The organism is Pseudomonas sp. MYb193 (genome assembly GCF_002966775.1).
In the GTDB taxonomy this organism is placed as follows: domain Bacteria; phylum Pseudomonadota; class Gammaproteobacteria; order Pseudomonadales; family Pseudomonadaceae; genus Aquipseudomonas; species Aquipseudomonas paracarnis.
Genome location: NZ_CP023269.1, coordinates 5,153,433 through 5,176,120 on the forward strand (window position 1 = coordinate 5,153,433; position 22,688 = coordinate 5,176,120).

Annotated in this window: 23 protein-coding genes and 1 pseudogene; 9 read left to right on the forward strand and 15 right to left on the reverse strand. The window is 59.6% G+C overall.

Translation table 11 applies throughout. The features are described from left to right. Positions 1–111: 111 nt before the first annotated feature. A complete protein-coding gene (kynU, locus tag CLM72_RS23595) occupies positions 112–1,362 on the reverse strand; it encodes a kynureninase (RefSeq protein ID WP_105228436.1) in 1,251 nt (416 codons plus the stop codon). Positions 1,363–1,506: 144 nt separating this feature from the next. Between kynU and CLM72_RS23600 the strand changes: the two genes are divergently transcribed. Then, a complete protein-coding gene (locus CLM72_RS23600; RefSeq protein WP_003176072.1) occupies positions 1,507–1,980 on the forward strand; it encodes an Lrp/AsnC family transcriptional regulator in 474 nt (157 codons plus the stop codon). A 72-nt stretch (positions 1,981–2,052) separates the two neighbouring features. Here the strand turns inward: CLM72_RS23600 and catA are convergent, their stop codons facing one another. From catA to CLM72_RS23615, 3 genes are read right to left on the reverse strand one after another with little or no spacing between them, the layout of a single operon-like run. Further along, positions 2,053–2,982 carry a catechol 1,2-dioxygenase gene (gene catA, locus CLM72_RS23605; protein WP_105228438.1) on the reverse strand — a complete coding sequence of 310 codons (930 nt, stop codon included), beginning with the start codon at positions 2,980–2,982 and terminating at the stop codon, positions 2,053–2,055. Positions 2,983–3,021: 39 nt separating this feature from the next. Next, the gene (gene catC / locus CLM72_RS23610) at positions 3,022–3,312 is read right to left on the reverse strand and encodes a muconolactone Delta-isomerase (protein WP_003194105.1); all 291 of its coding nucleotides are present in this window, start codon (positions 3,310–3,312) and stop codon (positions 3,022–3,024) included. 12 nt (positions 3,313–3,324) lie between these two features. Beyond that, positions 3,325–4,452 carry a muconate cycloisomerase family protein gene (locus CLM72_RS23615; RefSeq protein WP_105228440.1) on the reverse strand — a complete coding sequence of 376 codons (1,128 nt, stop codon included), beginning with the start codon at positions 4,450–4,452 and terminating at the stop codon, positions 3,325–3,327. A gap of 114 nt (positions 4,453–4,566) precedes the next feature. On the opposite strand from CLM72_RS23615, the gene CLM72_RS23620 reads away from it, so the two are divergent. Next, the gene (locus CLM72_RS23620) at positions 4,567–5,442 is read left to right on the forward strand and encodes a LysR family transcriptional regulator (RefSeq protein WP_105228442.1); all 876 of its coding nucleotides are present in this window, start codon (positions 4,567–4,569) and stop codon (positions 5,440–5,442) included. A 132-nt stretch (positions 5,443–5,574) separates the two neighbouring features. Here the strand turns inward: CLM72_RS23620 and CLM72_RS23625 are convergent, their stop codons facing one another. Next, positions 5,575–6,567: an AraC family transcriptional regulator gene (locus CLM72_RS23625; protein ID WP_105228444.1), complete on the reverse strand. Its 993-nt coding sequence runs from the start codon at positions 6,565–6,567 to the stop codon at positions 5,575–5,577. A gap of 311 nt (positions 6,568–6,878) precedes the next feature. On the opposite strand from CLM72_RS23625, the gene antA reads away from it, so the two are divergent. The 4 genes from antA (at position 6,879) to CLM72_RS23645 (ending at position 11,264) form a co-directional block, all read left to right on the forward strand. Further along, entirely contained in the window at positions 6,879–8,270 is a 1,392-nt protein-coding gene (gene antA, locus CLM72_RS23630) for an anthranilate 1,2-dioxygenase large subunit (protein WP_105228446.1), read from the forward strand. Then, positions 8,270–8,761 (forward strand): anthranilate 1,2-dioxygenase small subunit, encoded by a 492-nt coding sequence (gene antB, locus CLM72_RS23635; protein WP_034133666.1) that lies wholly within the window; start codon positions 8,270–8,272, stop codon positions 8,759–8,761. Before antA ends, antB begins: the two co-directional genes overlap by 1 nt. Before the next feature lie 23 nt (positions 8,762–8,784). Then, on the forward strand, positions 8,785–9,792 hold the full coding sequence (antC, locus tag CLM72_RS23640) for an anthranilate 1,2-dioxygenase electron transfer component AntC (protein ID WP_105228448.1): 1,008 nt from the start codon (positions 8,785–8,787) through the stop codon (positions 9,790–9,792). A 71-nt stretch (positions 9,793–9,863) separates the two neighbouring features. Next, positions 9,864–11,264: an amino acid permease gene (locus CLM72_RS23645; protein WP_105228450.1), complete on the forward strand. Its 1,401-nt coding sequence runs from the start codon at positions 9,864–9,866 to the stop codon at positions 11,262–11,264. 144 nt (positions 11,265–11,408) lie between these two features. Here CLM72_RS23645 and kynA read toward each other — a convergent pair whose 3' ends face one another. After that, the gene (gene kynA, locus CLM72_RS23650; protein ID WP_105228452.1) at positions 11,409–12,266 is read right to left on the reverse strand and encodes a tryptophan 2,3-dioxygenase; all 858 of its coding nucleotides are present in this window, start codon (positions 12,264–12,266) and stop codon (positions 11,409–11,411) included. Further along, positions 12,263–12,913 (reverse strand): arylformamidase, encoded by a 651-nt coding sequence (gene kynB, locus CLM72_RS23655; RefSeq protein WP_105228454.1) that lies wholly within the window; start codon positions 12,911–12,913, stop codon positions 12,263–12,265. The genes kynA and kynB overlap by 4 nt, the downstream gene beginning before the upstream one ends. Before the next feature lie 364 nt (positions 12,914–13,277). Between kynB and CLM72_RS23660 the strand changes: the two genes are divergently transcribed. Further along, positions 13,278–13,622 (forward strand): cupin domain-containing protein, encoded by a 345-nt coding sequence (locus CLM72_RS23660; RefSeq protein ID WP_003230905.1) that lies wholly within the window; start codon positions 13,278–13,280, stop codon positions 13,620–13,622. A 47-nt stretch (positions 13,623–13,669) separates the two neighbouring features. On the opposite strand, the gene mmsB is transcribed toward CLM72_RS23660, so the two are convergent. Both mmsB and CLM72_RS23670 read right to left on the reverse strand, forming a co-directional pair. Next, positions 13,670–14,557 (reverse strand): 3-hydroxyisobutyrate dehydrogenase, encoded by an 888-nt coding sequence (gene mmsB, locus CLM72_RS23665; RefSeq protein WP_105228456.1) that lies wholly within the window; start codon positions 14,555–14,557, stop codon positions 13,670–13,672. Positions 14,558–14,572: 15 nt separating this feature from the next. Further along, on the reverse strand, positions 14,573–16,090 hold the full coding sequence (locus tag CLM72_RS23670) for a CoA-acylating methylmalonate-semialdehyde dehydrogenase (RefSeq protein ID WP_105228458.1): 1,518 nt from the start codon (positions 16,088–16,090) through the stop codon (positions 14,573–14,575). A gap of 133 nt (positions 16,091–16,223) precedes the next feature. Here CLM72_RS23670 and CLM72_RS23675 point away from each other — a divergent pair, with 133 nt between their 5' ends. After that, positions 16,224–17,171, forward strand: coding sequence for a LysR family transcriptional regulator (locus CLM72_RS23675; protein ID WP_105228460.1), 948 nt, complete (start codon positions 16,224–16,226; stop codon positions 17,169–17,171). A 33-nt stretch (positions 17,172–17,204) separates the two neighbouring features. On the opposite strand, the gene CLM72_RS23680 is transcribed toward CLM72_RS23675, so the two are convergent. Genes CLM72_RS23680 through CLM72_RS23690 form a run of 3 tightly spaced genes read right to left on the reverse strand, consistent with a single transcriptional unit; the run spans position 17,205 to position 20,001 of the window. Continuing rightward, the gene (locus CLM72_RS23680) at positions 17,205–18,152 is read right to left on the reverse strand and encodes a LysR substrate-binding domain-containing protein (protein ID WP_105228462.1); all 948 of its coding nucleotides are present in this window, start codon (positions 18,150–18,152) and stop codon (positions 17,205–17,207) included. Further along, positions 18,152–19,000 carry an EamA family transporter gene (locus CLM72_RS23685; protein WP_105228464.1) on the reverse strand — a complete coding sequence of 283 codons (849 nt, stop codon included), beginning with the start codon at positions 18,998–19,000 and terminating at the stop codon, positions 18,152–18,154. The genes CLM72_RS23680 and CLM72_RS23685 overlap by 1 nt, the downstream gene beginning before the upstream one ends. 53 nt (positions 19,001–19,053) lie before the next feature. Further along, on the reverse strand, positions 19,054–20,001 hold the full coding sequence (locus CLM72_RS23690; RefSeq protein WP_105228466.1) for a TauD/TfdA family dioxygenase: 948 nt from the start codon (positions 19,999–20,001) through the stop codon (positions 19,054–19,056). Positions 20,002–20,149: 148 nt separating this feature from the next. Between CLM72_RS23690 and CLM72_RS23695 the strand changes: the two are divergent. Beyond that, positions 20,150–20,245, forward strand: a pseudogene (locus CLM72_RS23695) (DUF3077 domain-containing protein); the annotation flags it as partial. A gap of 96 nt (positions 20,246–20,341) precedes the next feature. Here CLM72_RS23695 and CLM72_RS23700 read toward each other — a convergent pair. The 3 genes from CLM72_RS23700 to CLM72_RS23710 are packed head-to-tail and all read right to left on the reverse strand — an operon-like array spanning position 20,342 to position 22,661. Beyond that, complete coding sequence (locus CLM72_RS23700) at positions 20,342–20,830, reverse strand: OmpA family protein (protein WP_105228468.1); 489 nt, start codon at positions 20,828–20,830, stop codon at positions 20,342–20,344. 5 nt (positions 20,831–20,835) lie between these two features. Next, positions 20,836–22,098 (reverse strand): diguanylate cyclase domain-containing protein, encoded by a 1,263-nt coding sequence (locus CLM72_RS23705; protein WP_034128793.1) that lies wholly within the window; start codon positions 22,096–22,098, stop codon positions 20,836–20,838. Further along, positions 22,095–22,661, reverse strand: a complete 567-nt coding sequence (locus tag CLM72_RS23710) for a YfiR family protein (protein WP_105228470.1) — start codon at positions 22,659–22,661, stop codon at positions 22,095–22,097. Before CLM72_RS23710 ends, CLM72_RS23705 begins: the two co-directional genes overlap by 4 nt. Positions 22,662–22,688 lie beyond the last annotated feature (27 nt).

Genomic DNA, 22,688 nt, shown 5'->3' on the forward strand with positions numbered 1-22,688 from the left:
TGATGGTGGCTGACGCTGAACCGGTGGGAGCTGGCTTGCCTGCGATAACGGTAGTGAATGCACCGACGCTGTCGCAGGCAAGCCAGCTCCCACATTTGATCTGTGTTGCCCTTAAGTAACGCTGTTGCGGACTTTGAATTGCGGCTGGTCCCAGGTGCGCTTGTCGAGAATTTCACCGAGGATTTCCACGGCGTCCCACACTTCGGTAAAGCTGGTGTACAGCGGCGTGAAACCAAAGCGCATGATCCGCGGTTCACGGTAATCGCCGATCACGCCTCGGGCGATCAAGGCCTGGATCACCGCGTAACCTTCGGGGTGTTCAAAGCTGACGTGGCTGCCGCGCCGGGCGTGTTCACGCGGGGTGATCAGTTCCAGGCCGTGGGCGGCGCAGCGGCTTTCGACCAATGCAATGAACAGGTCAGTCAAGGCCAGGGACTTAGTCCGCAGGCGCACCATGTCGGTCTGGGCAAAAATCTCCAGGCCACATTCCACCATGGCCAACGAGGTAATCGGCTGCGTACCGCAGAGGTAGCGGGCAATGCCGGCGCTGGGGGCGTAGGTGGACTCCATGGCGAACTGCCGGGTATGCCCGAACCACCCGGACAACGGCTGGCGCACCACATCCACCAACGCCGGGTTGACCCACACAAACGCCTGGGAGCCCGGGCCGCCGTTGAGGTATTTGTAGGTGCAGCCAATCGCATAATCCGCGCCGGCCTGGTGTAAATCGACAGGCACCGCGCCCGCCGAATGCGCCAGGTCCCAGAGGCTCAGCGCGCCGCACTCGTGGCTCAGTGCGGTCAGCGCCGCCATGTCATACATGTAGCCGGTCTTGTAGTTGACGTGGGTGAGCATCACCACCGCCACGTCCGCATCGATGGCCTGGGGCAGTTCGGCCGGGCTGTTAACCAGGCGCAGGGAATAGCCTTGTTGCAGCAGTTCGGCCAAGCCTTCGGCGATGTACAAATCGGTGGGAAAGTTGCTCGCTTCGCTGACGATGACCTTGCGCGCAGGTGTACGTTGGCGCTGCACACTCAAGGCGGCGCTGAGCACTTTGAACAGGTTGATCGAGGTGGTATCGGTGATCACCACCTCGCCCTCACGCGCACCGATCAACGGCGCCAGACGGTTGCCCAGGCGCTGGGACAAATCCGCCCAGCCGGCGCTGTTCCAGCTACGAATCAAGCCATTGCCCCACTCCTCGGCGATCACCTGTTGTGCCCGCTCCAGCGCCGCCACCGGGCGAGCGCCGAGGGAGTTGCCGTCGAGGTAGATCACACCCTCGGGCAAGGCAAATTGGGCACGCAGGGGGGCCAACGGGTCTTGGGCGTCGAGGGCTTGGCAATGGCTTCGAGTGGTCATGGGTCGTCCTGGTTTTTATAAGGGAGGCTGGACCAAATAATGAACGAACTTTTAGAGAATTTTCGTGCAAAGTGATGGGCAAAGGGCTATTTAAGCTGTAGAAAATTCGAATTTGACCTCCAAACACGCGGATATCTTCCAACCATGATTCTCGACGCTACCGACCTGCGCCTCCTGCATTTCCTGCAACAGGATGGCCGCATCAGCAACCAGGAACTGGCGGAAAAAGTTGCGCTGTCGCCGTCTGCATGCCTGCGCCGTTTGCGCCTGCTGGAGAGCGAGGGAATCATCAGCGGTTACCGCGCGGTGTTGAACGCCGAGCAGTTGGGGATCGAGCTGGAAGCCATCGTGCACCTGTCGTTGCGCCAGGATGTGGAGGACTGGCATGAGACATTCATCAAAAAGGTGCAAGGCTGGCCGGAGGTGGCGAGCGCCTATGTGATCACGGGCGCCAGCAACTATGTGCTGCGGGTGCAGGCGCGCAACCTCAAGCACTTTTCGGACTTTATCGTGAACCACCTGAACCGCACGGCGGGGGTGATGGATATCCGCTCGGAGATAGTGCTGCAGAAGATCAAAGACCGGGATGAGGTGTTGGACCTGGTCGTGCGCAAATAACTAGATCACCAAAAAACCAATGTGGGAGCTCCCTCGCCACTGCAAGCCAGCTCCCACAGTTGACCGAGCTGATCAGTCTTCCAGAGCACGGACTCGCTGCATGCGTTTCTGCTCCACTGGCGCATCCGCCACCTGCAACTCAAAGTCAAAATCAATCTGCGCAAACCGCCCCTGCACGCCAAATTCGCGCGCCAGTTGCGGATCGTCGCTGAAGCGAATCTCGGCAATCAGTTCATCCCGTGTGGCATAGGCAAAGTCATCATGCAGATACGGGTCATCCGACAGGTTGATCTGCGTGGTCAGGTGCCGGTGCCCAGGCGCCGAGATGAAGAAGTGGATATGCGCCGGCCGTTGCCCGTGGCGCCCCAGTTGGTCGAGCAACTGTTGCGTCGGCCCGCTCGGTGGGCAGCCGTAGCCCGAAGGCACGATGCTGCGAAAACGGTAGTTACCCTGGGCGTCGGTCTCGATGCGCCGGCGCAGGTTGAATTCCGATTGCGCCGGGTCGAACCACGAATAGGTCCCGCCCGTGTTGGCCTGCCACACATCGACAATCGCCCCTGCCAACGGCTTGCCCTCGGTGTCGCGTACTTGCCCGCGCATGAACAACGGCACCGCGTCGTCCTTGCCGTCATCCAGCCGTGCCTCGTACTTGGACAGCGGCGCACCGGCCACATATAACGGGCCTTCGATGGTGCGCGGCGTGCCGCCAGACTTGCCGGCCTCCTCGTCAGCGGCATCCATCAACAGGTCCAGGTAATGCTCCAGGCCCAAGCCGGCGGCAAGCAGGCCGGCCTCCTGGTTTTTGCCCAGTTCATTGAGGTAGTTGACCGCCTTCCAGAATTCTTCCGGGGTCACTTCCAGGTCTTCGATGATGTTCACGGTGTCACGCAGGATCCGATAGATCAGCGCCTTGGTGCGCGGGTTGCCCGCGTCATTGAGGTTACCGCTGGCTTCTTCGAGAAACTGTTGGGCGTGGGCAGTCTGGGACAGGCGGATGGACATGGTGCATTCCTCATCTTGTAGTTATAGGTGGAAGCCGGCTCAGCGGTCGTCCGCATGGATCGACGACGGATGGCGGCACAGCGCGTTCACTTCGATGGCCATGTAGGGGAACAACGGCAGTTGCATCAGCAGGTCGTGCAGGTCCTGCACGCTGTCGACATCGAACACGCTGTAGTTGGCGTAATGCCCGGCGATGCGCCACAGGTGACGCCATTTGCCCTCCTCTTGCAGGCGCTGAGCCAAGGCTTTCTCCTCGGCCTTGAGGCTGGCGGCGCGCTCGGGGTGCATGTCGAGGGGCAGGTTCACGGTCATTTTTACGTGGAACAACATGGCTGAGGCCTCTTAGTGTTTGTCACGGCGAAAGAACGCCAGGCGCTCTTCATCGAGCGCCAGGCCCAGGCCCGGCGCGCTGGAAACGTGCAGCTGGAAATCGCGGTACACCGGTGGCTCGGTGAGGATGTCTTCGGTGAGCAACAGCGGGCCGAACAATTCGGTGCCCCACGCCAGGTTGTTTAGCGTGAGAAAGGCATGGGCCGAAGCCAGGGTGCCAATGCCGCCTTCGAGCATGGTGCCGCCGTACAGGCCGATGCCAGCCGCTTCGGCAATCGCCGCCGTGCGCAATGCAGCGCGAGGGCCGCCATTCTTGGCGATCTTGAGGGCGAACACTGTGGCCGAGCCTTCACGCGCCAGGTTGAAGGCGTCTTCGACACATTCGATAGATTCATCGGCCATGATCGGCACGGGGCTCGACAGGTTGAGCCGGGCCATGCCGCCACGATTATTGCGTGAGATCGGTTGTTCGATCAGGTCAATACCGTTGTCGCCGAGCACCTTGCACGCCCGCAGGGCGACGGCTTCATCCCAGGCCTGGTTGACGTCGACGCGCACACTGGCGCGCTCGCCCAGGGCTTTCTTGATTGCGATCACATGGGCCAGGTCGCGGCTGACTTCACCGGCGCCGATCTTCAATTTGAAGATGCGATGACGGCGCAGGTCGAGCATTTTTTCGGCCTCGCTGATGTCCTGTTCGGTATTACCGCTGGCCAGGGTCCAGGCCACCGGCAACGCATCACGCACACGCCCACCCAGCAGTTCGCTGACCGGCAGGCCCAGGCGTTTGCCGAGCGCATCGAGCAAGGCGCTTTCGATGCCGGATTTGGCAAAGGTGTTGCCGCGAATACTGCGCTCCAGGCGCAACATCGCCGCGTTGACGTTACTCGCGTCCTGGCCGATCAGCAGCGGCGCGAAGTGACGGTCGATGTTGACCTTGATGCTGTCGGGGCTCTCGTTGCCGTAGCTCAGGCCGCCGATGGTGGTGGCTTCGCCGATGCCTTCGATGCCGTCGGTGCACCGCAGACGGATGATGACGAGGGTCTGGTTTTGCATCGTGTGCATCGCCAGCTTGTGCGGGCGAAGGGTGGGCAGGTCGACGATGACAGTTTCAATCGACTCGATGGTGCAAATCGGCATGGCAATACCCGTTGGGTTCTTTATAAATTTGCGTCGATTCTGTTCCGCATTTTTTCGGGCTTCCAATATAGAATTGGTCTCGTGCAATACTCTCAAGGTATGAAAGGAGTCGATATGGAACTGCGTCACTTGCGCTATTTCCAGGTGCTGGGTGAGACCCTCAACTTCACCCGAGCTGCCGAACGCTTGCATATCGCCCAGCCGCCTTTGAGTCGGCAGATCCAGCAACTGGAGGACGAACTCGGGGTGCTGCTGCTGGAGCGCAGCCGGCCCTTGCGGCTGACCGAGGCCGGACGGTTTTTCTATGAGCATGCCAATGTGCTGCTCGAACAACTGGGCAAGGTCTGCGACACCACTCGGCGCATCGGCCAAGGCGAGAAAACCTGGCTGGGCATCGGCTTTGCGCCGTCGACCTTGTACGGCGTGCTGCCGGAATTGATTCGGCGCCTGCGCACTCACGAGGCCCTGGAGCTGGAGCTGAATTTGTCGGAGATGACCACTTTGCAGCAGGTCGAAGCGCTCAAGGCTGGCCGCATTGACGTAGGCTTCGGGCGGATTCGCATCGACGACCCGGCCATCGTCCAGCGCGTACTGGTGGAGGACCGCCTGGTAGCAGTGCTGCCCAGTGGTCACCCGTTGCTGGGCGCCCCGGCCACCCTCGCCCAGTTGGCCGGCGAACCCTTTGTGCTCTACCCCGGCAACCCGCGCCCCAGTTATGCCGACCATGTGATCGCGCTGTTCGACGCCCATGGCTTGAGCCTGAAGGTGGCGCAGTGGACCAACGAATTGCAGACCGCTATTGGCCTGGTGGGCGCAGGTATGGGGGTGACGTTGGTGCCGGCGTCGGTGCAGGTGCTGCATCGGGCGGATATTGGCTATACGCCGATTGTGGAGGCCACTGCGACTTCGCCGATCATTCTGAGCCGGCGGGTGAATGACCAGTCGCCGGGGCTGACTCATTGCCTGCAACTGGTTGAAGAGTTGATCTGAGATTCTCCAGGCGCCCCATATTCCATGTGGGAGCTGGCTTGCCTGCGATGGTGGTGGAACAGTTGGCATCGTATTGATCGGCCGACCGCTATCGCAGGCAAGCCAGCTCCCACAGAATGCTTTTCATCCAGTTCAAGTAATGCGCAGGCGCTTGCGTTGCAATGTCTGGCTGGGCGACTCATCGAACAGCTTGCGGTATTCCGCCGAAAACCGCCCCAGGTGCGTAAACCCCCAGCCCAGGGCGATTTCAGAAATAGTGCGCATTGAGCCCTGCTCCAGAATCTCCTGGCGCACCGCCCCCAACCGATGCTTCTTCAGATACGCCATGGGCGACAGTGCGAAGTACTTGCGAAACGCATCGAACAGTTTGAACCGCGACACGCCCGCCGCCGCTTCCAGGTCTTCCAGATGCAGCACTTCACGGGCGTTGTCGTGGATGAATTGCCGCGCACGGATCAAGTAGTGCGGCAGTTTTACCCCCAACACCTCACGCAACTCTTCAGAGTAGTTATTCGGTTGGGCCAGGATCAGCCCCTTGATCAGCGAGCTTTCCAGGTCACGGGTAAACGCCGCCTGCTCGTACAACTCGCTGCTGCATTCCAGTTCGGCGATGAAGTATCGCGCCATGCGCCACCACGAGGCCGGTGCTCCGTCCACAGCATCCATCACCGACTCAAACCGCAGCGGTGCATCGATGGGCCGTTGCAGCAAACCTTCCAGTGACTCGCTCATCGCCGCGCGGGTGATCACCACCTGCAACTTGCGGCAGTCACCGGAAATCGCCAGCACCTGATGCTCGTTGGGGGAAATGATCACGCCCTGGTCGCGGTTGGAACTGAGACGTTCACCGTTCTTGCTCAACTCCTGCTCCCCCACCAACGGCAGGCTCAAGCTGTAGCTGCTGAAGTGCTCGGCGTCTTCGATGTCGATGGTCACATCGGTACCGTACTCGATCACGCCCAGGGTGGTGGCGCGGGATTTGAACACGTTGGCGCTGTGGTGAAAGCGCAGGCGTTCGGGGGTGGCCGTCGCCAGGCGATGGGGCCCGCAGATGCCGGACATCCAGCTGCGCGCGCCTTCCAGGTCGAAGCGTTGAATATGAATATCGCGTGTCTGGCTACTCATCAGGGTGCACCCACGGCGGTTAGGCGTTTGCGCGCTCTGGCGGCGCGTCGTTGAACATCGACAGCAAGTTCCAAGCCACGCCAGCAGCGTGGCCACTGGGTGGATAGTAAGGGTCGACTATGTGGATAAATCCCAGGGTTCTACGACCATCGCCCACCATCACAGTAGCGCATGCCGTCACCTGCGCGCACCGCCATGGGTATTTGCTGCCCAACTTTGCGGCCTGCGTTCCCCCATTAAGCGGATAGCCCGCTACCGCATTGCAGCCGCTTAATGGCTCACCGTTTAGCCATGATCAAAAGGTGCCTCCCATGAGTGGTGCAAGAACCGTCGAGCAGTGGAAATCCTTTATCGAAAGCTGCCTGGACTTTCGCCCGGCAGATGAAGTGTTCCGCATCGCCCGCGACATGTTCACCGAGCCCGAGCTGTTCGACCTGGAGATGGAGCTGATCTTCGAGAAAAACTGGATCTACGCCTGCCACGAAAGCGAACTGGCCAATAACCACGACTTCGTGACGATGCGCGCCGGGCGCCAGCCGATGATCATCACCCGTGACGGCGAAGGCCGGCTCAACGCGCTGATCAACGCCTGTCAGCATCGCGGCACTACCCTCACCCGCGTGGGCAAGGGCAACCAATCCACCTTCACCTGCCCGTTCCACGCCTGGTGCTACAAGAGCGATGGCCGACTGGTGAAAGTCAAGGCGCCAGGGGAATACCCGGAAGGTTTCGACAAGGCCACCCGCGGCCTGAAAAAAGCGCGCATCGACAGCTACAAGGGCTTTGTGTTTATCAGCCTGGACGTGAACGGCACCAACAGCCTGGAAGATTTCCTGGGCGACGCCAAAGTGTTCTTCGACATGATGGTGGCGCAATCGGCCACCGGTGAGCTGGAAGTGCTGCCGGGCAAGTCCGCCTACACCTACGACGGCAACTGGAAGCTGCAAAACGAAAACGGCCTGGACGGTTATCACGTCAGCACCGTGCACTACAACTACGTGGCCACCGTGCAGCATCGCCAGCAGGTCAACACCGAAAACGGCACGGGTTCCAGCACCACGCTGGACTACAGCAAGCTCGGCGCCGGTGACGCGAATACCGACGACGGCTGGTTCGCCTTCAACAACGGCCACAGCGTGCTGTTCAGCGACATGCCCAACCCCAGCGTGCGCTCCGGCTACGCCATCATCATGCCGCGCCTGATTGAAGAGCACGGCCAGCAGAAGGCCGAATGGATGATGCACCGCCTGCGCAACCTGAACATCTACCCCAGCCTGTTCTTCCTCGACCAGATCAGCTCGCAGTTGCGCATCATCCGCCCGGTGGCCTGGAACAAGACCGAGATCATCAGCCAGTGCCTCGGGGTGAAAGGCGAGTCCGACGCCGATCGCGAAAACCGGATTCGCCAGTTCGAGGACTTCTTCAACGTCTCGGGCATGGGCACGCCCGACGACCTGGTGGAATTTCGCGAAGCCCAGCGCGGTTTCCAGGGCCGCCTGGAGCGCTGGAGCGATATTTCTCGCGGCAGCCATCGCTGGGAGACCGGGCCGACGCCCAACAGCGAGGCCATTGGCATCCAACCGGCGATGACCGGCACCGAATTCACCCACGAAGGCTTGTACGTCAACCAGCATCGCAACTGGCAGCAGTTCCTGCTCAAGGGTTTGGACCAACGAGCCCTGACACTGCGGGAGGTGAAATGATGAATGCGCAATTGCAGTACCAGATCGAGCAGTTCTTCTACCGCAAGTCCGAACTGTGCGATGCCCAGGACTGGGACGCCTACGTGCAATTGTTCGACCCGCAGAGTGAATTCCACCTGCCGCAATGGGATTCCGAACACGTCTACACCCAAGACCCCAAGCGCGAGATGTCGTTGATCTACTACGCCAACCGTTCGGGCCTGGAAGACCGCGTGTTCCGCCTGCGCACCGGCAAAGCCGCCTCCGCCACGCCGATGCCGCGCACCTTGCACCTGATCAACAACGTGCGCATTGCCGAGCAGGCCGACGGTACGCTGGAGGTGCGTTTGAACTGGCACACGTTGTTTTATCGCCTGGCCACGTCCGAGCAGTTCTATGGGCATGCCACGTACCGCCTCAAGCCTGCGGGCGACAGCTGGCTGATCATGCGCAAGCACGCCTTGCTGCTCAACGACACCATCAACTCGGTGCTGGATTTCTATCACCTTTAAAACCAGCGCTTGGAGTTTCATCAATGAATCACAAAGTGGCCTTCAGCTTTGCCGATGGCAAGACCCTGTTCTTCCCGGTGGGCGCCCATGAAATCCTGTTGGACGCGGCCCTGCGCAACGGCATCAAGATCCCGCTCGATTGCCGCGAAGGTGTGTGCGGCACCTGCCAGGGGCGCTGTGAGTCCGGCGAGTACAGCCAGGACTACGTCGACGAGGAAGCGCTCTCCAGCCTCGACCTGCAACAGCGCAAGATGCTCAGTTGCCAGACCCGGGTGAAGTCCGACGCCACCTTTTATTTCGACTTCGATTCGAGCCTGTGCAACGCCCCCGGGCCCGTGCAGGTACGCGGCACAGTGAGCGCGGTGCAGCAGGTCTCGACCAGCACCGCCATCTTGCAGGTGCAACTGGACCAGCCACTGGATTTTTTGCCGGGCCAATATGCGCGTCTGTCGGTGCCCGGCACCGATAGCTGGCGCTCCTACTCCTTCGCCAACCGGCCGGGTAATCAGTTGCAGTTCCTGGTACGCCTGCTGCCCGATGGAGTCATGAGCAACTACCTGCGTGAACGCTGCCAGGTAGGTGATGAAATGCTGATGGAAGCGCCCTTGGGTGCGTTTTATCTGCGGCACGTCACCCAACCGCTGGTACTGGTGGCGGGCGGCACCGGGTTGTCGGCGCTGCTGGGTATGCTTGATGAGCTGGCCGTAAACGGCTGCACGCAACCTGTGCACCTGTACTACGGCGTGCGCGGCGCCGAAGATTTATGTGAAGCGGCGCGTATCCACGCCTACGCGGCAAAAATCCCGAACTTTCGCTACACCGAAGTGCTGAGCGACGCCTCAGCCGAGTGGACGGGCAAACGCGGCTACCTCACCGAGCATTTCGACCTGGCCGAACTGCGGGACAGATCGGCGGATATGTACGTGTGCGGCCCCCCTCCGATGGTCGAATCCATCCAGCAATGGCTGGCGGATCAGGCACTTGATGGCGTTCAGCTGTATTACGAAAAGTTTACGCAGAGTAATATCTGACCCTCAGCAGTTCTGAGGGGCCGATGCGGCGTGCAATCACCCTTGAGAAAAACAAGTAGAAGGGAATGTTAATGGCGGATGACATGGTTAACCCGGTGGGCCTCAAGCGAGGCCTGAAGAACCGGCACATTCAGCTGATCGCCTTGGGAGGTGCGATTGGTACAGGCTTGTTCCTCGGCTCGGCCGGGGTACTCAAGTCGGCGGGGCCGTCGATGATCCTGGGCTATGCGGTGGCCGGGTTTATCGCGTTCCTGATCATGCGCCAGCTCGGCGAGATGATCGTCGAAGAGCCGGTGGCCGGGTCCTTCAGCCACTTCGCACATAAATACTGGGGCGGTTACGCGGGCTTCCTGGCGGGCTGGAACTACTGGGTGCTCTACGTGCTGGTGGGCATGGCCGAGTTGACGGCGGTGGGCAAGTACATCCAGTTCTGGTGGCCAGAGATCCCAACCTGGGTCAGCGCGCTGGTGTTCTTTGTCGCGGTGAACCTGATCAACACCCTGAACGTGAAGTTCTTCGGTGAAGCCGAATTCTGGTTTGCGATCATCAAGGTGGTGGCGATTGTCGGCATGATCGTGCTCGGCTGCTACCTGCTGTTCAGCGGTACCGGCGGCCCCCAGGCCTCGGTCAGCAACCTGTGGAGCCACGGTGGTTTCTTCCCCAATGGCGGCATGGGGCTGTTGATGTCGATGGCCTTCATCATGTTCTCGTTCGGCGGCCTGGAACTGGTCGGTATCACCGCCGCCGAAGCAAGCGAACCGCGCAAGGTGATCCCCAAGGCAATCAATCAGGTGGTGTACCGCATCCTGATTTTCTATGTCGGTGCGCTGACCGTGCTGTTGTCGCTGTACCCGTGGGATCAACTGCTGCAAACCCTCGGCGCGTCAGGCGATGCCTACAGCGGCAGCCCGTTTGTGCAGATCTTCTCGCTGATCGGCAACGACACTGCCGCCCACATCCTCAACTTCGTGGTGCTGACCGCGGCGTTGTCGGTGTACAACAGCGGCGTGTACTGCAACAGCCGCATGCTGTTCGGCCTGGCCGAGCAAGGTGACGCGCCCAAGGCGCTGATGAAGCTCAACAAGCAAGGCGTGCCGCTGCGGGCGTTGGCGATTTCGGCGTTGGTGACGATGCTGTGCGTGGTGGTCAACTACGTCGCGCCGCACAGTGCGCTGGAGTTGCTGTTTGCCTTGGTGGTTGCTTCGTTGATGATCAACTGGGCGCTGATCAGCCTGACCCACATCAAGTTCCGCAAGGCCATGGGCGAGCAAGGCGTGACGCCATCGTTCAAGACCTTCTGGTTCCCGTTCAGCAACTACCTGTGCCTGGCGTTCATGGTGATGATCATCGGGGTGATGCTGGCGATTCCGGGAATTCGTGAGTCGGTGTACGCGATGCCGGTGTGGGTGGGGATTATCTACGTTGCCTATCGGTTTCGGATCAGAAACGCGAGAGTTGCGGTCACCCAGTAACCTCTGTGGGAGCCGGGCTTGCCCGCGATGGCGGTGTGTCAGCCAACGGGTGGCCGACTGATACACCGCCATCGCAGGCAAGCCAGCTCCCACAGTTGAGTGTATTTCACATAGAAAAAGCCCCGGTAATCCGGGGCTTTTTGTTTAGAGGGTGGAACGTACTCGCCACAGTTCAGGGAACAACACCGTGTCGAGCATCTTGCGCAAATACCCCACGCCTTCAGTACCGCCGGTACCCGGCTGGAAGCCGATGATGCGCTCCACCGTGGTGACATGCCGGAAGCGCCACTGGCGGAACGAATCTTCCAGGTCGATAAACTTCTCGGCCAACTGATACAAATCCCAGTAACGGCTCGGGTCGCGATACACCTCGCGCCAGGCCGCTTCCACCGATTCATCGTGCACCGTGGCTGCGGTCGGGTCGCGCTCGGCGCGTTTGGGATCAATCGCCAACCCCGCCTTGATCATCAGGTTTACGGCCTCGTCATACAGCGACGGCGTGGCAATCGCCACCTGCAATTGCTGCAGCAACTCCGGGCGATGGGCATGGGGCCGCAGCAGCGCCGGGCTTTTGTTGCCGAGGATGAATTCTATCTCGCGGTACTGGAACGACTGGAACCCCGACGACTGCCCCAGGAACGGGCGAATTGCCTTGTATTCCGAGGGTGTCATGGTGGCCAGCACCGCCCAGGCGTGCACCAGTTGATCGAAGATCCGCGACACCCGCGCCAGCATCTTGAACGCCGGCGGCAGCTCACCCAGGCGCACATGTTCGCGGGCGGCCTTGAGTTCGTGAAGCATCAGTTTCATCCACAGCTCAGAGGTCTGGTGCTGGATGATGAAGAGCATTTCGTTGTGGTCTGGCGACAGCGGGTGCTGGGCGCTGAGGACTTTGCCCAGGTCCAGGTAGTCGCCATAGCTCATGGACTCGGAGAAATTCAATTCGGCGTTATGCCATTCTTCCGGCGGTTGGTAATCAGCTGAAAAAGGACATTGGCTCATCGCGTGGGCTCCTTGAGCGGGCGGAGAATGGCGCGCACGGGGCTCGCGTCCAGGTTGGCGAAGCGCAGCGGCAACGCGATCAGTTCATAGTCGCCCTCCGGTACGTCATCGAGCACGATGCCTTCGAGGATCGCCATGCCATGGCGCGCCACGACGTTGTGCGAATCCATGGTCTTGGACTGTTGCGGGTCCAGAGACGGCGTGTCGATACCGATCAGGCGCACACCCAGGCTGGCCAGTAGCTCAATGGTCTGGGGGGCGATGGCGGTGAAATTCGAATCCCAGTCGGTGAGTGGCGCTTGTGGATAAGTGCGCAGCAGCACGCGCTCGGGCAGGTTATCCACACGCCCTTGCAACTGATGGGGCTCAACCAATGCGCCGCTGCCCAGGCAATGCAACACGCGGCAAGGGCCCATGTACACGTCCAGCGACACCTCGCCAATCGGCGCGCCATCAGCGCTGTAATGCAGCGGCGCATCCACATGGGCGCCGGTGTGCGGCGACAGGGTCACGCGCCCCACATTCACCGGGCACTCCGGGCCGAACTGCCACACGCGCTCTTCCTGGAACGGTGTATCGCCCGGCCAGGTCGGGGTGGCCGTGCTCAAGGGCGGGCTGATATCCCACCACGTTTTTATTGGGTTCATTGCAAGGCTCTCACGGGGTACTGAGGTGAATGATACGAGGGCCAGCTCTGAATTTTCTTGCGAATTCTGGCGCGCCACGGGAAATATTTCGCAGTTACTGCGAGGAAACAGCGGTTTGATGCACAGATCTGTCGCTCAGATACACCAAGACCTCCTGTGGGAGCCGGGCTTGCCCGCGATAGCGGAGTGTCAGGCAATGGAGATGCTTGTTGTGCCAGCGTCATCGCGGGCAAGCCCGGCTCCCACAGGGGACTGCGGTGTTCAGGTGACTGCGCTTCTGGGCATCCCAATGTCGAGTTCAGACCACTGGCGCAACGCCCGAGGCCTTAGGGTTGAGCTTTCCCTTCCCTGCCTCGGAGTCATCATGTCCAAGCCCATCACCGTACTGCGCGACACCCACCCACTGCCGGTCCTGGATGCCTGCAAATGGGAAAAGCTCGAAGGCGACCCGCACACTGTCAACCTCAACGCCTACACCAGCGAAGACGGCAGCAAGATCATGGGCACCTGGATCTGCACACCGGGCAAGTGGTACGTGGAATACGTGAAGTGGGAATACTGCCATTTCCAGGAAGGCTACTGCGTGATCACGCCTGAAGGCATGGAGCCGATCCATCTGCGCGCTGGGGATATCTTTGTGGTGGAGCCGGGGATGAAGGGGACGTGGGAAGTGGTCGAGACAGTGCGTAAGTATTTTGTGTTTGCCTGACCCAGCAAAACCTGTGGCGAGGGAGCTTGCTCCCTCGCCACAGGTATTTATTTGGGCTTGCGATAGCTGTTGATGATCGCCGAGAAGTCCTTGCCCCCTTCCCCTCGCTGGCTCATCGATTGATATAACTGCTGGGCCACTGCGCCGAGAATCACCGGCTGATGCGCCTGGCGCGCAGCCTCAGTCGCAAGGCCCAGGTCCTTGAGCATCAGGTCGGCACCAAAACCACCGGTATAGCCACGCGATGATGGCGCGGTCTCGATCACGCCTGGCCAAGGATTGTAGGTATCGGAACTCCAGCAGCGCCCCGTGGAGCTGTTGATGATGCCGGCCAGCACTTGTGTATCGATGCCAAGTGCATCGCCCAAGGCCATGGCTTCACTGACGCCGACCATGCTGATACCCAGCAGCAGGTTGTTGCAGATCTTGGCGATTTGCCCAGTGCCGACATCACCACAGTGCACGATGTTGCGGCCCATCTGCGCCAGCACCGGTTGCAGGGTGGCGAACAGTTCCGGGTTGGCGCCAACCATAAAGGTCAGCGTCCCGGCCTGGGCACCGCCGGTGCCACCGGAGACCGGTGCATCGGCCACGGCCACACCTTGTTTCGCCGCCGCTGCCGCGACATCACGGATGGTTTGCGGATCGATGGTGCTGCAATCCACCGCTGGGATGCCTTTGCCGATGCCCGCGAGCACACCGTCGTCATTGAGCCACACGCTGCGCACGTGGGCGGCGGCCGGCAGCATGGTAATCACCAGTTCGGCGCCTTGGGCCGCATCACGCGGTGAGTGGCTGATGGTGCCGCCCAGTTCGGAGAGTTCCTTGAGTACCGCCTGGTTCAGGTCGAACAGGTTAAGCGCGTGCCCAGCCTTGATCAGGTTGCGGGCCATGGGCGCACCCATATTGCCCAGGCCGATGAATGCAATTTTCATGGTCGTCTCCCGAGTTCAGCGCAGGTTGATGGTAGTGTTGACGCCATCGTTGACCGTGTCATCGTCGAACCAGCGGCTGGTGACGGTTTTGGTCTGAGTGTAGAACTGCACCACTTGCTTGCCGTAAGGGCCCAGGTCGCCGAGCTTGGAACCGCGGGAGCCGGTGAAGCTGAAGAACGGCACTGGCACCGGGATGGGGATGTTGATGCCGACCTGGCCCACATCGATTTCGCTCTGGAATTTACGCGCCGCCGCACCGCTCTGGGTGAACAGGCCTGTACCGTTGCCAAACGGATTGGCGTTGACCAGGGCGATGGCTTGATCGAGTGTCTCGACTTCCAGTACCACCAGCACCGGGCCGAAGATTTCCTCGGTGTAGATGCGCATGTCTGTGGTTACGCCCGAGAACAGCGTCGGGCCGACAAAGTTGCCTTGTTCAAAGCCCGGCACTTGGATGTCGCGGCCGTCCAGCTCCAGCTTGGCGCCTTGTTTCACGCCGCTTTCGATCAGTTCAAGGATACGTGCCTTGGCGCGCTTGGAAATCACCGGGCCAACGTCCGTGCCGGCTTCACTGCCGGCATTGACCTTGAGCTTTTGCGCCAGCGCCTTGAGGTCCGGCAGCCATTGCTTGGAGGCGCCCACCAGCACCACCACCGAGGTGGCCATGCAACGCTGGCCCGCCGCGCCGAAACCGGCACCGACCAGGGCATTGAGGGTGTGCTCACGGTTGGCATCCGGCAGCACCACCGCATGATTCTTGGCGCCCATCATCGACTGCACACGCTTGCCGTGTTTGCCGGCCAGGTCGTAGACATGGGTGCCCACAGCCGTCGAACCGACGAAGGACACCGCCTTGATGTCTTTGTGAGTGCACAGCGCATCCACCACCTCCTTGCCGCCATGCACCACGTTGAGCACGCCGGCTGGCACACCGGCTTCCAGCGCCAGCTCCACCAGCAGCATGGTCGACAACGGGTCTTGCTCGGAAGGCTTGAGTACAAAGGTGTTACCGCAGGCAATCGCCATCGGGAACATCCACAGCGGAATCATCGCCGGGAAGTTGAACGGGGTGATGCCGGCGCACACGCCGATAGGCTGGCGCAGGGTGTAGGTGTCCACGCCGCCGGCCACGTTCTCGGCGAACTCACCCATTTGCAGGGTGCCAATGGAACAAGCGTGCTCCACCACTTCCAGGCCACGGAAAATATCACCCTCGGCATCGGCAATGGTCTTGCCCTGCTCGGCGCTGAGGACTACAGCAATGCGCTTGGAATGTTCGCGGATCAAGGCTTGCAGCTTAAGCATGATGCGCATGCGCGCGCCGATCGGCGTGAGTTTCCAGGTCTGGAACGCTTGATGGGCAGCGTCGATGGCCGCGTTGACTTCATCGGCCGTGGCAAACGGGACTTTGGCCAGCACTTGCTGGGTGGCCGGGTTGACGATGTCTTGCCACTCGGTGGTCTTGGACTCGACCCACTCGCCGTTGATCAGCAACTTGACCTGTTGCACGGAAATATCGGCAGATGCGTTCATGGGGTCTCCAGAATCTTGTAGTTATGCAGAGAACCAAGGCGTTGAATCGCCTTGAAGAATGAGGCGTTCGGACTGTTTTTGGAGTATAGATGTGCAAATCTCTAATAAGAACGCACATAAAAGCCGGTCCAATATGCAAAAAAACATCACCTCCCTGGGCGCCCTGAACTGGGATGACCTGAAGTTTTTTCTCGAAGTTGCCCGCACCCGCAAGGCCAGCGTGGCCGCCAAGCGCCTGGCGGTGGACTACACCACCGTGTCGCGGCGCATCAGCTCTCTGGAAGTGTCCCTCGGCACGCTGCTGTTCGAAAAATCCCGGACCAACGGCTTCGTGCTCACCAGCGAAGGCCAGCGGTTGCTGGGTTATGCCGAATCCATTGAAAGCACGCTGCACATGGCCTGCGAACAGGTGTCCGGGTCCGGCGTGGCGCTGTCCGGCCATGTGCGCATGGGCTGCACCGAAGGCTTCGGCAGCTTCTTCGTCACCCCGCAACTGAGCCACTTCGTCGATACTTATCCTGCGATCTCGGTGGATATCCTGCCCCTGCCCCACTTCATCAGCCTGTCCAAGCGCGAAGCCGACATCGTCATCGCCCTGGAACGCCCGGAACACGGGCCGTATGTGTGCTGCAAACTGTGCGATTACAAATTGCAGTTGTACGCCACTCAGGACTACCTCGACCAACACCCGCCGATCCGCAAGCCTGCGGATTTGGCCGAGCATCCGTTTATCAGCTATGTGGATGATTTGGCCTTCAGTTCGGAGTTGCTGTACCTGGCCAACGTCGTGCCCGGCGCCAGCGCGAGTTTGCGCAGTACCAGCGTGATCGCGCAGTACGTGGCGGCCCAGCAAGGCCGGTCGATGGCGATATTGCCGTGCTTTCTGGCCGCGCAGGACCCGCGCTTGCTGCCGGTGCTGGGGGATCAAATTGCGATTACGCGGCAGTTCTGGATGTATTGCCGGGAGGATTTGAGGAAGTTGAAGCGGATTACGTTGTTGTGGGATTACATTCGGGAAGTGACGGAGCAGAATCAGGGGTTGTTAATGGGGCAGACGCGGGAGATCAGGTTTGCGAAATGAGGTGCTAAAAGGAGCAACGGAGGCTTCCTACATTTAGACCGCTCCTGCTGCAGCAATTTGCGGATGCCGAAGCCGAACTTCGCGCAGAAACTCACCCGCGCTGTTCTTGAGCCATTCAATCAGCCGAGCAATATCCGGCTCCGACTGACGCCCGTTTCGACAAATGATGTAGTAGGCCGCAGGGGACATCATCACAGGGCTATTCAACGCAACTAACGCACCGTCTTCCAGTTGGTCATACACCAACGCAGTCCTGCCCAGCGCAATCCCTCCGCCCTTCACCGCCAGGCTGATCGCCAGGCTCGAATCCGGAAATCTCGGCCCGTGGTGATAAGGCGGCGGCGCCAGCCCCTGAAACGCAAACCAGCTTTCCCACCCCGGACATACCTGATCGTCCACCCGATGAATCAGCGGATAGCGGGCGACATCCTCCAGAACAATGCCGCCCTTCAACCTTAGAAAATCGGGCGAACACACGGGGAATACGGCGTCGCGCATCAACAGTTCGACATAATGATCCGGATAGTCACCGTACCCCATCACCACGGCGACATCGTATTGATGGGCCTCCAGGCTGGTGCTGCTCATGTCGGCGCTGGTCAACACCAGATCCAGGTTGAATGAAGCCTGCGTGTGAGAGCCGTGCATCCTGGGGATTAGCCACGTCGAACAGAGGGAAGACGTGCATGATAGGTATAACGGTTGGGACTTACCGGGATTGAGTGAATGCAATACCTCATCCAGCGCCTTGAAAAACTCATCGGTAACTGGCAACAGAGCCTGCCCTGCTGCAGTCAGCTTGACGCCGCGTGAGTGCCGCTCAAACAACGACACGCCCCACCATTCCTCCAAGCCCGCGATTTGATGGCTAATGGCACTGGCGGTGAGGTTAAGCTCAGACGCTGCACGGGCGAAACTACCGGTTTGCGCTGCGCTGACGAACGCCTGAAGCATAGGTGTGGGGGGCGGACGCTGGGCCATCAGGTGCTCACTTTGATCAAAATGATCCCGCAAACAATGACGAACGCCGAAAGCATCCGTCGCCAACCGAACCGTTCGTGAAAGAACAGCGCTGCAATAATGGCGCCGATAATAACACTGGTTTCCCGCAGAGCTGAGACCTTGGCCACCGCGTCCAGCGACAAGGCAAACAACACCAATCCGTAAGACGCCAGGTAAAAAACACCGCCTAATAGCCCAACTCGCCAGTGCCCACGTATCGCACGAGCCAAGGTTGAACGTTCTTTGGAAAACGCCAGCATCGGGATCGGGATACTTTGGAATACTGTCAGGTAAATAATGTACTGCAGCACCGTCTCACTGGCTCTTACACCTTTAGCATCCACCACCGTGTAAGACGCAATAAACGCACCGGCACACACCGCCATCAGGATCGGCTTGAACATCTGCGCCGTCATCCTGCGCACAAAGGTCAAGCTGATAATCCCCGCACAAATCAGCAACACTCCCGTCAACGCCTGGGAGGACAACTGTTCATGCAGCAGAAAGTAAGAAAACAGCACGACCAATACGGGCGGCACCCCACGCATCACCGGGTAAACCTGACCGAAGTCACCCGTTTCGTACGCTTTAATCAAAAATAGCCGGTAGACCGTATTGAGCACCACAGAGACGAGTATATAGCCCCATACCTCCAGGCTAGGCACACTTACAAACGGCAACGCCAGCAGACATATCACTAGCGCGGTGCCGTCGACCATGGCCAAGGTCATGAAGCGACTGCTACCGGCGCGAACTACGGCATTCCAAGTGGCGTGCATAAAGGCAGAAATCAAGACCAACGTGATCGCGATATCGGAGTTGTCCATGGGGCTCGGCTTATGGCGGATATGGGAGGACTTACGTTATGAATACCGATGCATCATCGTTTGCGTAACCACAGCCGTAGCATATAACGATTGAGACCACTCAAAGACTCAGCATCATTGATCTCGGAACGTGGAGCGTTCATATCAATGAAGTGCGTGCGCGTATGCAGAAACTTGTTATCGGCTGAAATAAGCACTTGCCCTGGCTCCAGCAGTACTCGATGCTGAACCGATGACTGATCGAGAACGGTATCCAGAAAGTCCAGTGCCTGAGTTTGAGCTGCTGTTAAAGGCACTCCTGCCTTAAGGTGAGCTGACTCAATGTAGACTCGAAAGTATCTGATCAGTGGAATACCTTCACTGGAAAAGCTGAGGATGGGGGCTTTAAACAGTTTTTCATCCTCTGACATGCCGCGATTCTCAAAAAAGAAGTCGCATTTGAGCGCTTCCAATACTTCTGGGAACGCCATCAGCTCGGCGTATACCGCGCTTGCATCGATGAGAATGCTCTCACCTCCTAAAAGTGCTTTCTGTCCACAGGCCAGGATCAAGTAATCGATAGGCAACGGGTCGCTCACACCATCGTTATGTACATAGGCGCCTTGACGGGTCTGATGGTATCTCGCACCTTCCTCAATGCTTTTGCCACCTCGGTCATAAACCTCAATCACTTTATGACCAAGATGATTCTGTACCATTGGGACACCGAGTAATGAACCGAATGTCCACACCAGAGATTTGAACGTTGAAAGTTTATCCACCTTAAAGCCATCGAGAATCAAGACGTGACTTTCATGATCGATCATATTTCGTATTCTATTCAGCTCCTCTCTCAGCACGCTTGACTGTAAAGGATTAATGCAGGCGACCTTGGTATCGAATCTAACACCTTGACTTACCGTCTCGAATAACTCTCTTATCGTCAATAGCTCAGCAAATGCATCTTTTGAAAGCCTGACTTTAGATACTTCCTGGCGAAAATGACTGACATTTATAGTCATCGCAATCCTTTACGGTAGTTACTTATAGCGTCCATTTAACTAAGCCCACCATTTGCGAAAAAGCGAAACTTCATCAGCCCAGCCATTAAAATTCGTCATGACAGGTCTTTCCTACAGAGAAAACTCCTAATGGTCGTTGGTAGGTTTTCGCGGCGACCAATACGCATGGGCCGCGCATTATCTGTATGAGAGGGGCAAGGCCGTGGTGGATGACTTGACGCAGGCGATGACACCGAGCTGTTGAGCGAACATTCTTGCTAGCACATCGCAGAACAACTGTGAGAGGGGCTTGCCCCCTCCCACATTGGATTGCATTTCAGCTTGGGAAAGGTGAACCCGCTTAGTCTGCGATCACTACGATCGACACCCGGCGATTCTCGGTGCGGCCTGCTGTGGTCGTATTCGGCGCTACCGGCTCGCTGCTGCCCAGGCCGCGCAGTTGGATGTTTTCTTCTTTCATGCCCACGCGGGTCAGCACCTTGCCCACGCTTTTGGCGCGGCGCAGGGACAGGGCCACGTTGTAGGGCTCTTTGCCCGAGGCGTCGGTGTGGCCGTCAACGCGCACGCGCTCAATGCCGGCGCCAACCAGGGCGCTACCGATGCGTTCGACGATGTCGGTGCTGGGTTTGTTGAGGGTTTCGACGTCGCTGCCAAACAGCACTTTGCCGGACAGGCCGAAGGCCCAGCCTTCATCGGTCAGCTCAAAGCCTTGTTGCTTGAGCACGGCGACTTGCGCCGGGGTCAGGCCTTTGGGTGGCGTCTGGCAGCCGCTGAGGGCCAGGAAGGCGACGAGCAAAGAAATAAATAAAACGCGTGTGTTAGCGAACAAGGGAATCAACTCCTGTGTTGAACGTTGGCGACGGGGTGCTCCGACTCCGCCGTTTGCTGGCCGCCCGAAGACAATCGTTTGGCCTGGTACATCGCCGCGTCGGCAGCGTTGAGCAAGGTCCCTGGCGTGGCACCATGCTCGGGATAAATCGCAATGCCGATACTGAGGGAGGTCAACACCTGAGTGTCTCCAGGCAGTGGAATCGGCATGTCCATGCTGGCAATGATTTTGTCGGCGATACGCTGGGCGTCTTCGGCCTTGTGCAGGGGCGCCAGCAATACCGCGAATTCATCACCGCCCAGGCGCGCCACCAGGTCGTCCTCGCGCAGTTGCGCCCGCACGCGGTCGGCAACGGCCACCAGCACGGCATCGCCAGCGGCGTGACCGAAGCTGTCGTTAATGTCTTTGAAGCGGTCGCTGTCGAGGAACAGCACCGCCACCCGCTCGTTGACCTTGGCCGCGCTGCGCAAGGCACGGATCAGCCGGCCTTCGAAGAACGCGCGGTTGGGCAGGCCGGTGAGGCTGTCGTGGCTGGCCTGGTGGGCCAGGGTTTCGTTTTCGCTTTGCAAGTGGCTCTGCCAGGCCTCCATCTCGCCGAGCAGGGCGTTGAAGTCGCTGCCCAGGCTGTCGAGTTCGGCGATCTGCGCCGAGGGTACGCGGCGGTCGAAGTCTCGCTCGCTGCGGGCGGCGTGGGCAACGGCAGCCAGGCGTTGCAATGGCACGGTGATACCATTTAACAGACGCCGTGACAGATGCAACGCCACCCAGGCGCTGAGGGCGGTGCAGATCAGAATCCCGATCAAGCCACTGAGCAAGAAGCGCAACAGGCTGCCACCGTGGCCGACCAGATGGATGCTACCGACGGTTTGCCCCTGGCGCAGGATCGGCTGGCTGATGGGCTGTTCGAGCAGGGCGTGCGCTATTTGCAACTCGACCCGCGACAACATGCCGGTTTCCGGGCGAACCCAGCGCGCCAGCAGCTTGCCGTTGATATCGAATACTTCTGCCTGGGCCACTTCTTCGGTCGAGGCAATCAGGCTCAGGGCTTCGGTGGCCGCCGCACTGTCGTTGAACACCACGGCTGCTTCCACGGTGTAGTTGATCGAGCGGGCGATCAGGTGCAGGTTGTGCTCGGCGTAAACCCGCAGGGCAAGTACGCCCAGCAGGGTCAGGGACACACTGGCCAGGGTCACTGCTACCAGCGCCAGGATCATATGCCCGCGGGCAATTACCGAGCGCAGGGTCGGCCGCACTTTATCGCGACTCATGAGCCAGGCGCTCGACGACGGGACAACTGCAACACACTGGGATGGATGCGCACGCCGCTACGGGCGACGGAATCCAGGTTGACCTCGAACGACACCTGCTCATCGCTGACGCGCAGGCAGAACAGGCTGACCACCGTGCATTGGTCGCCCCCTTCGCTGATGCTGAGTACGGGATGGCCGATCAATGAGGTAAACAGGCGGTTGCGTTCGTCGGGGGTGATTTTGCCGATGTAGACGGCATCACAGGCATTGACGATATCCGGATGATCGACCAGCAGGCGCCGCACCCGCACCGGACGACCGGTGGCCTGGGTAGTGCCTTTGACCAGATCATCGGTGTACTGAGTCGGCCCGACAATGCACAGCCGCAATTGCGCAGGCTCAACCGGCCAACGGGCGTAGCTGAGGATACCGAGCACCACTTGGGTGACCGCCTGCGCACGGTGCTCGGCCAGGCTGGGCGTCTGCGCAAATAGGCGCGGCGCAAGCAGGCACAGCACTGTCACCAGTAACAGGCGTCTCCAACTCAAACTGCGCGCTTTGGGCGAGACAGCCACGTTCATGCAGCGATACTCTCAAGTGTTTTCAGG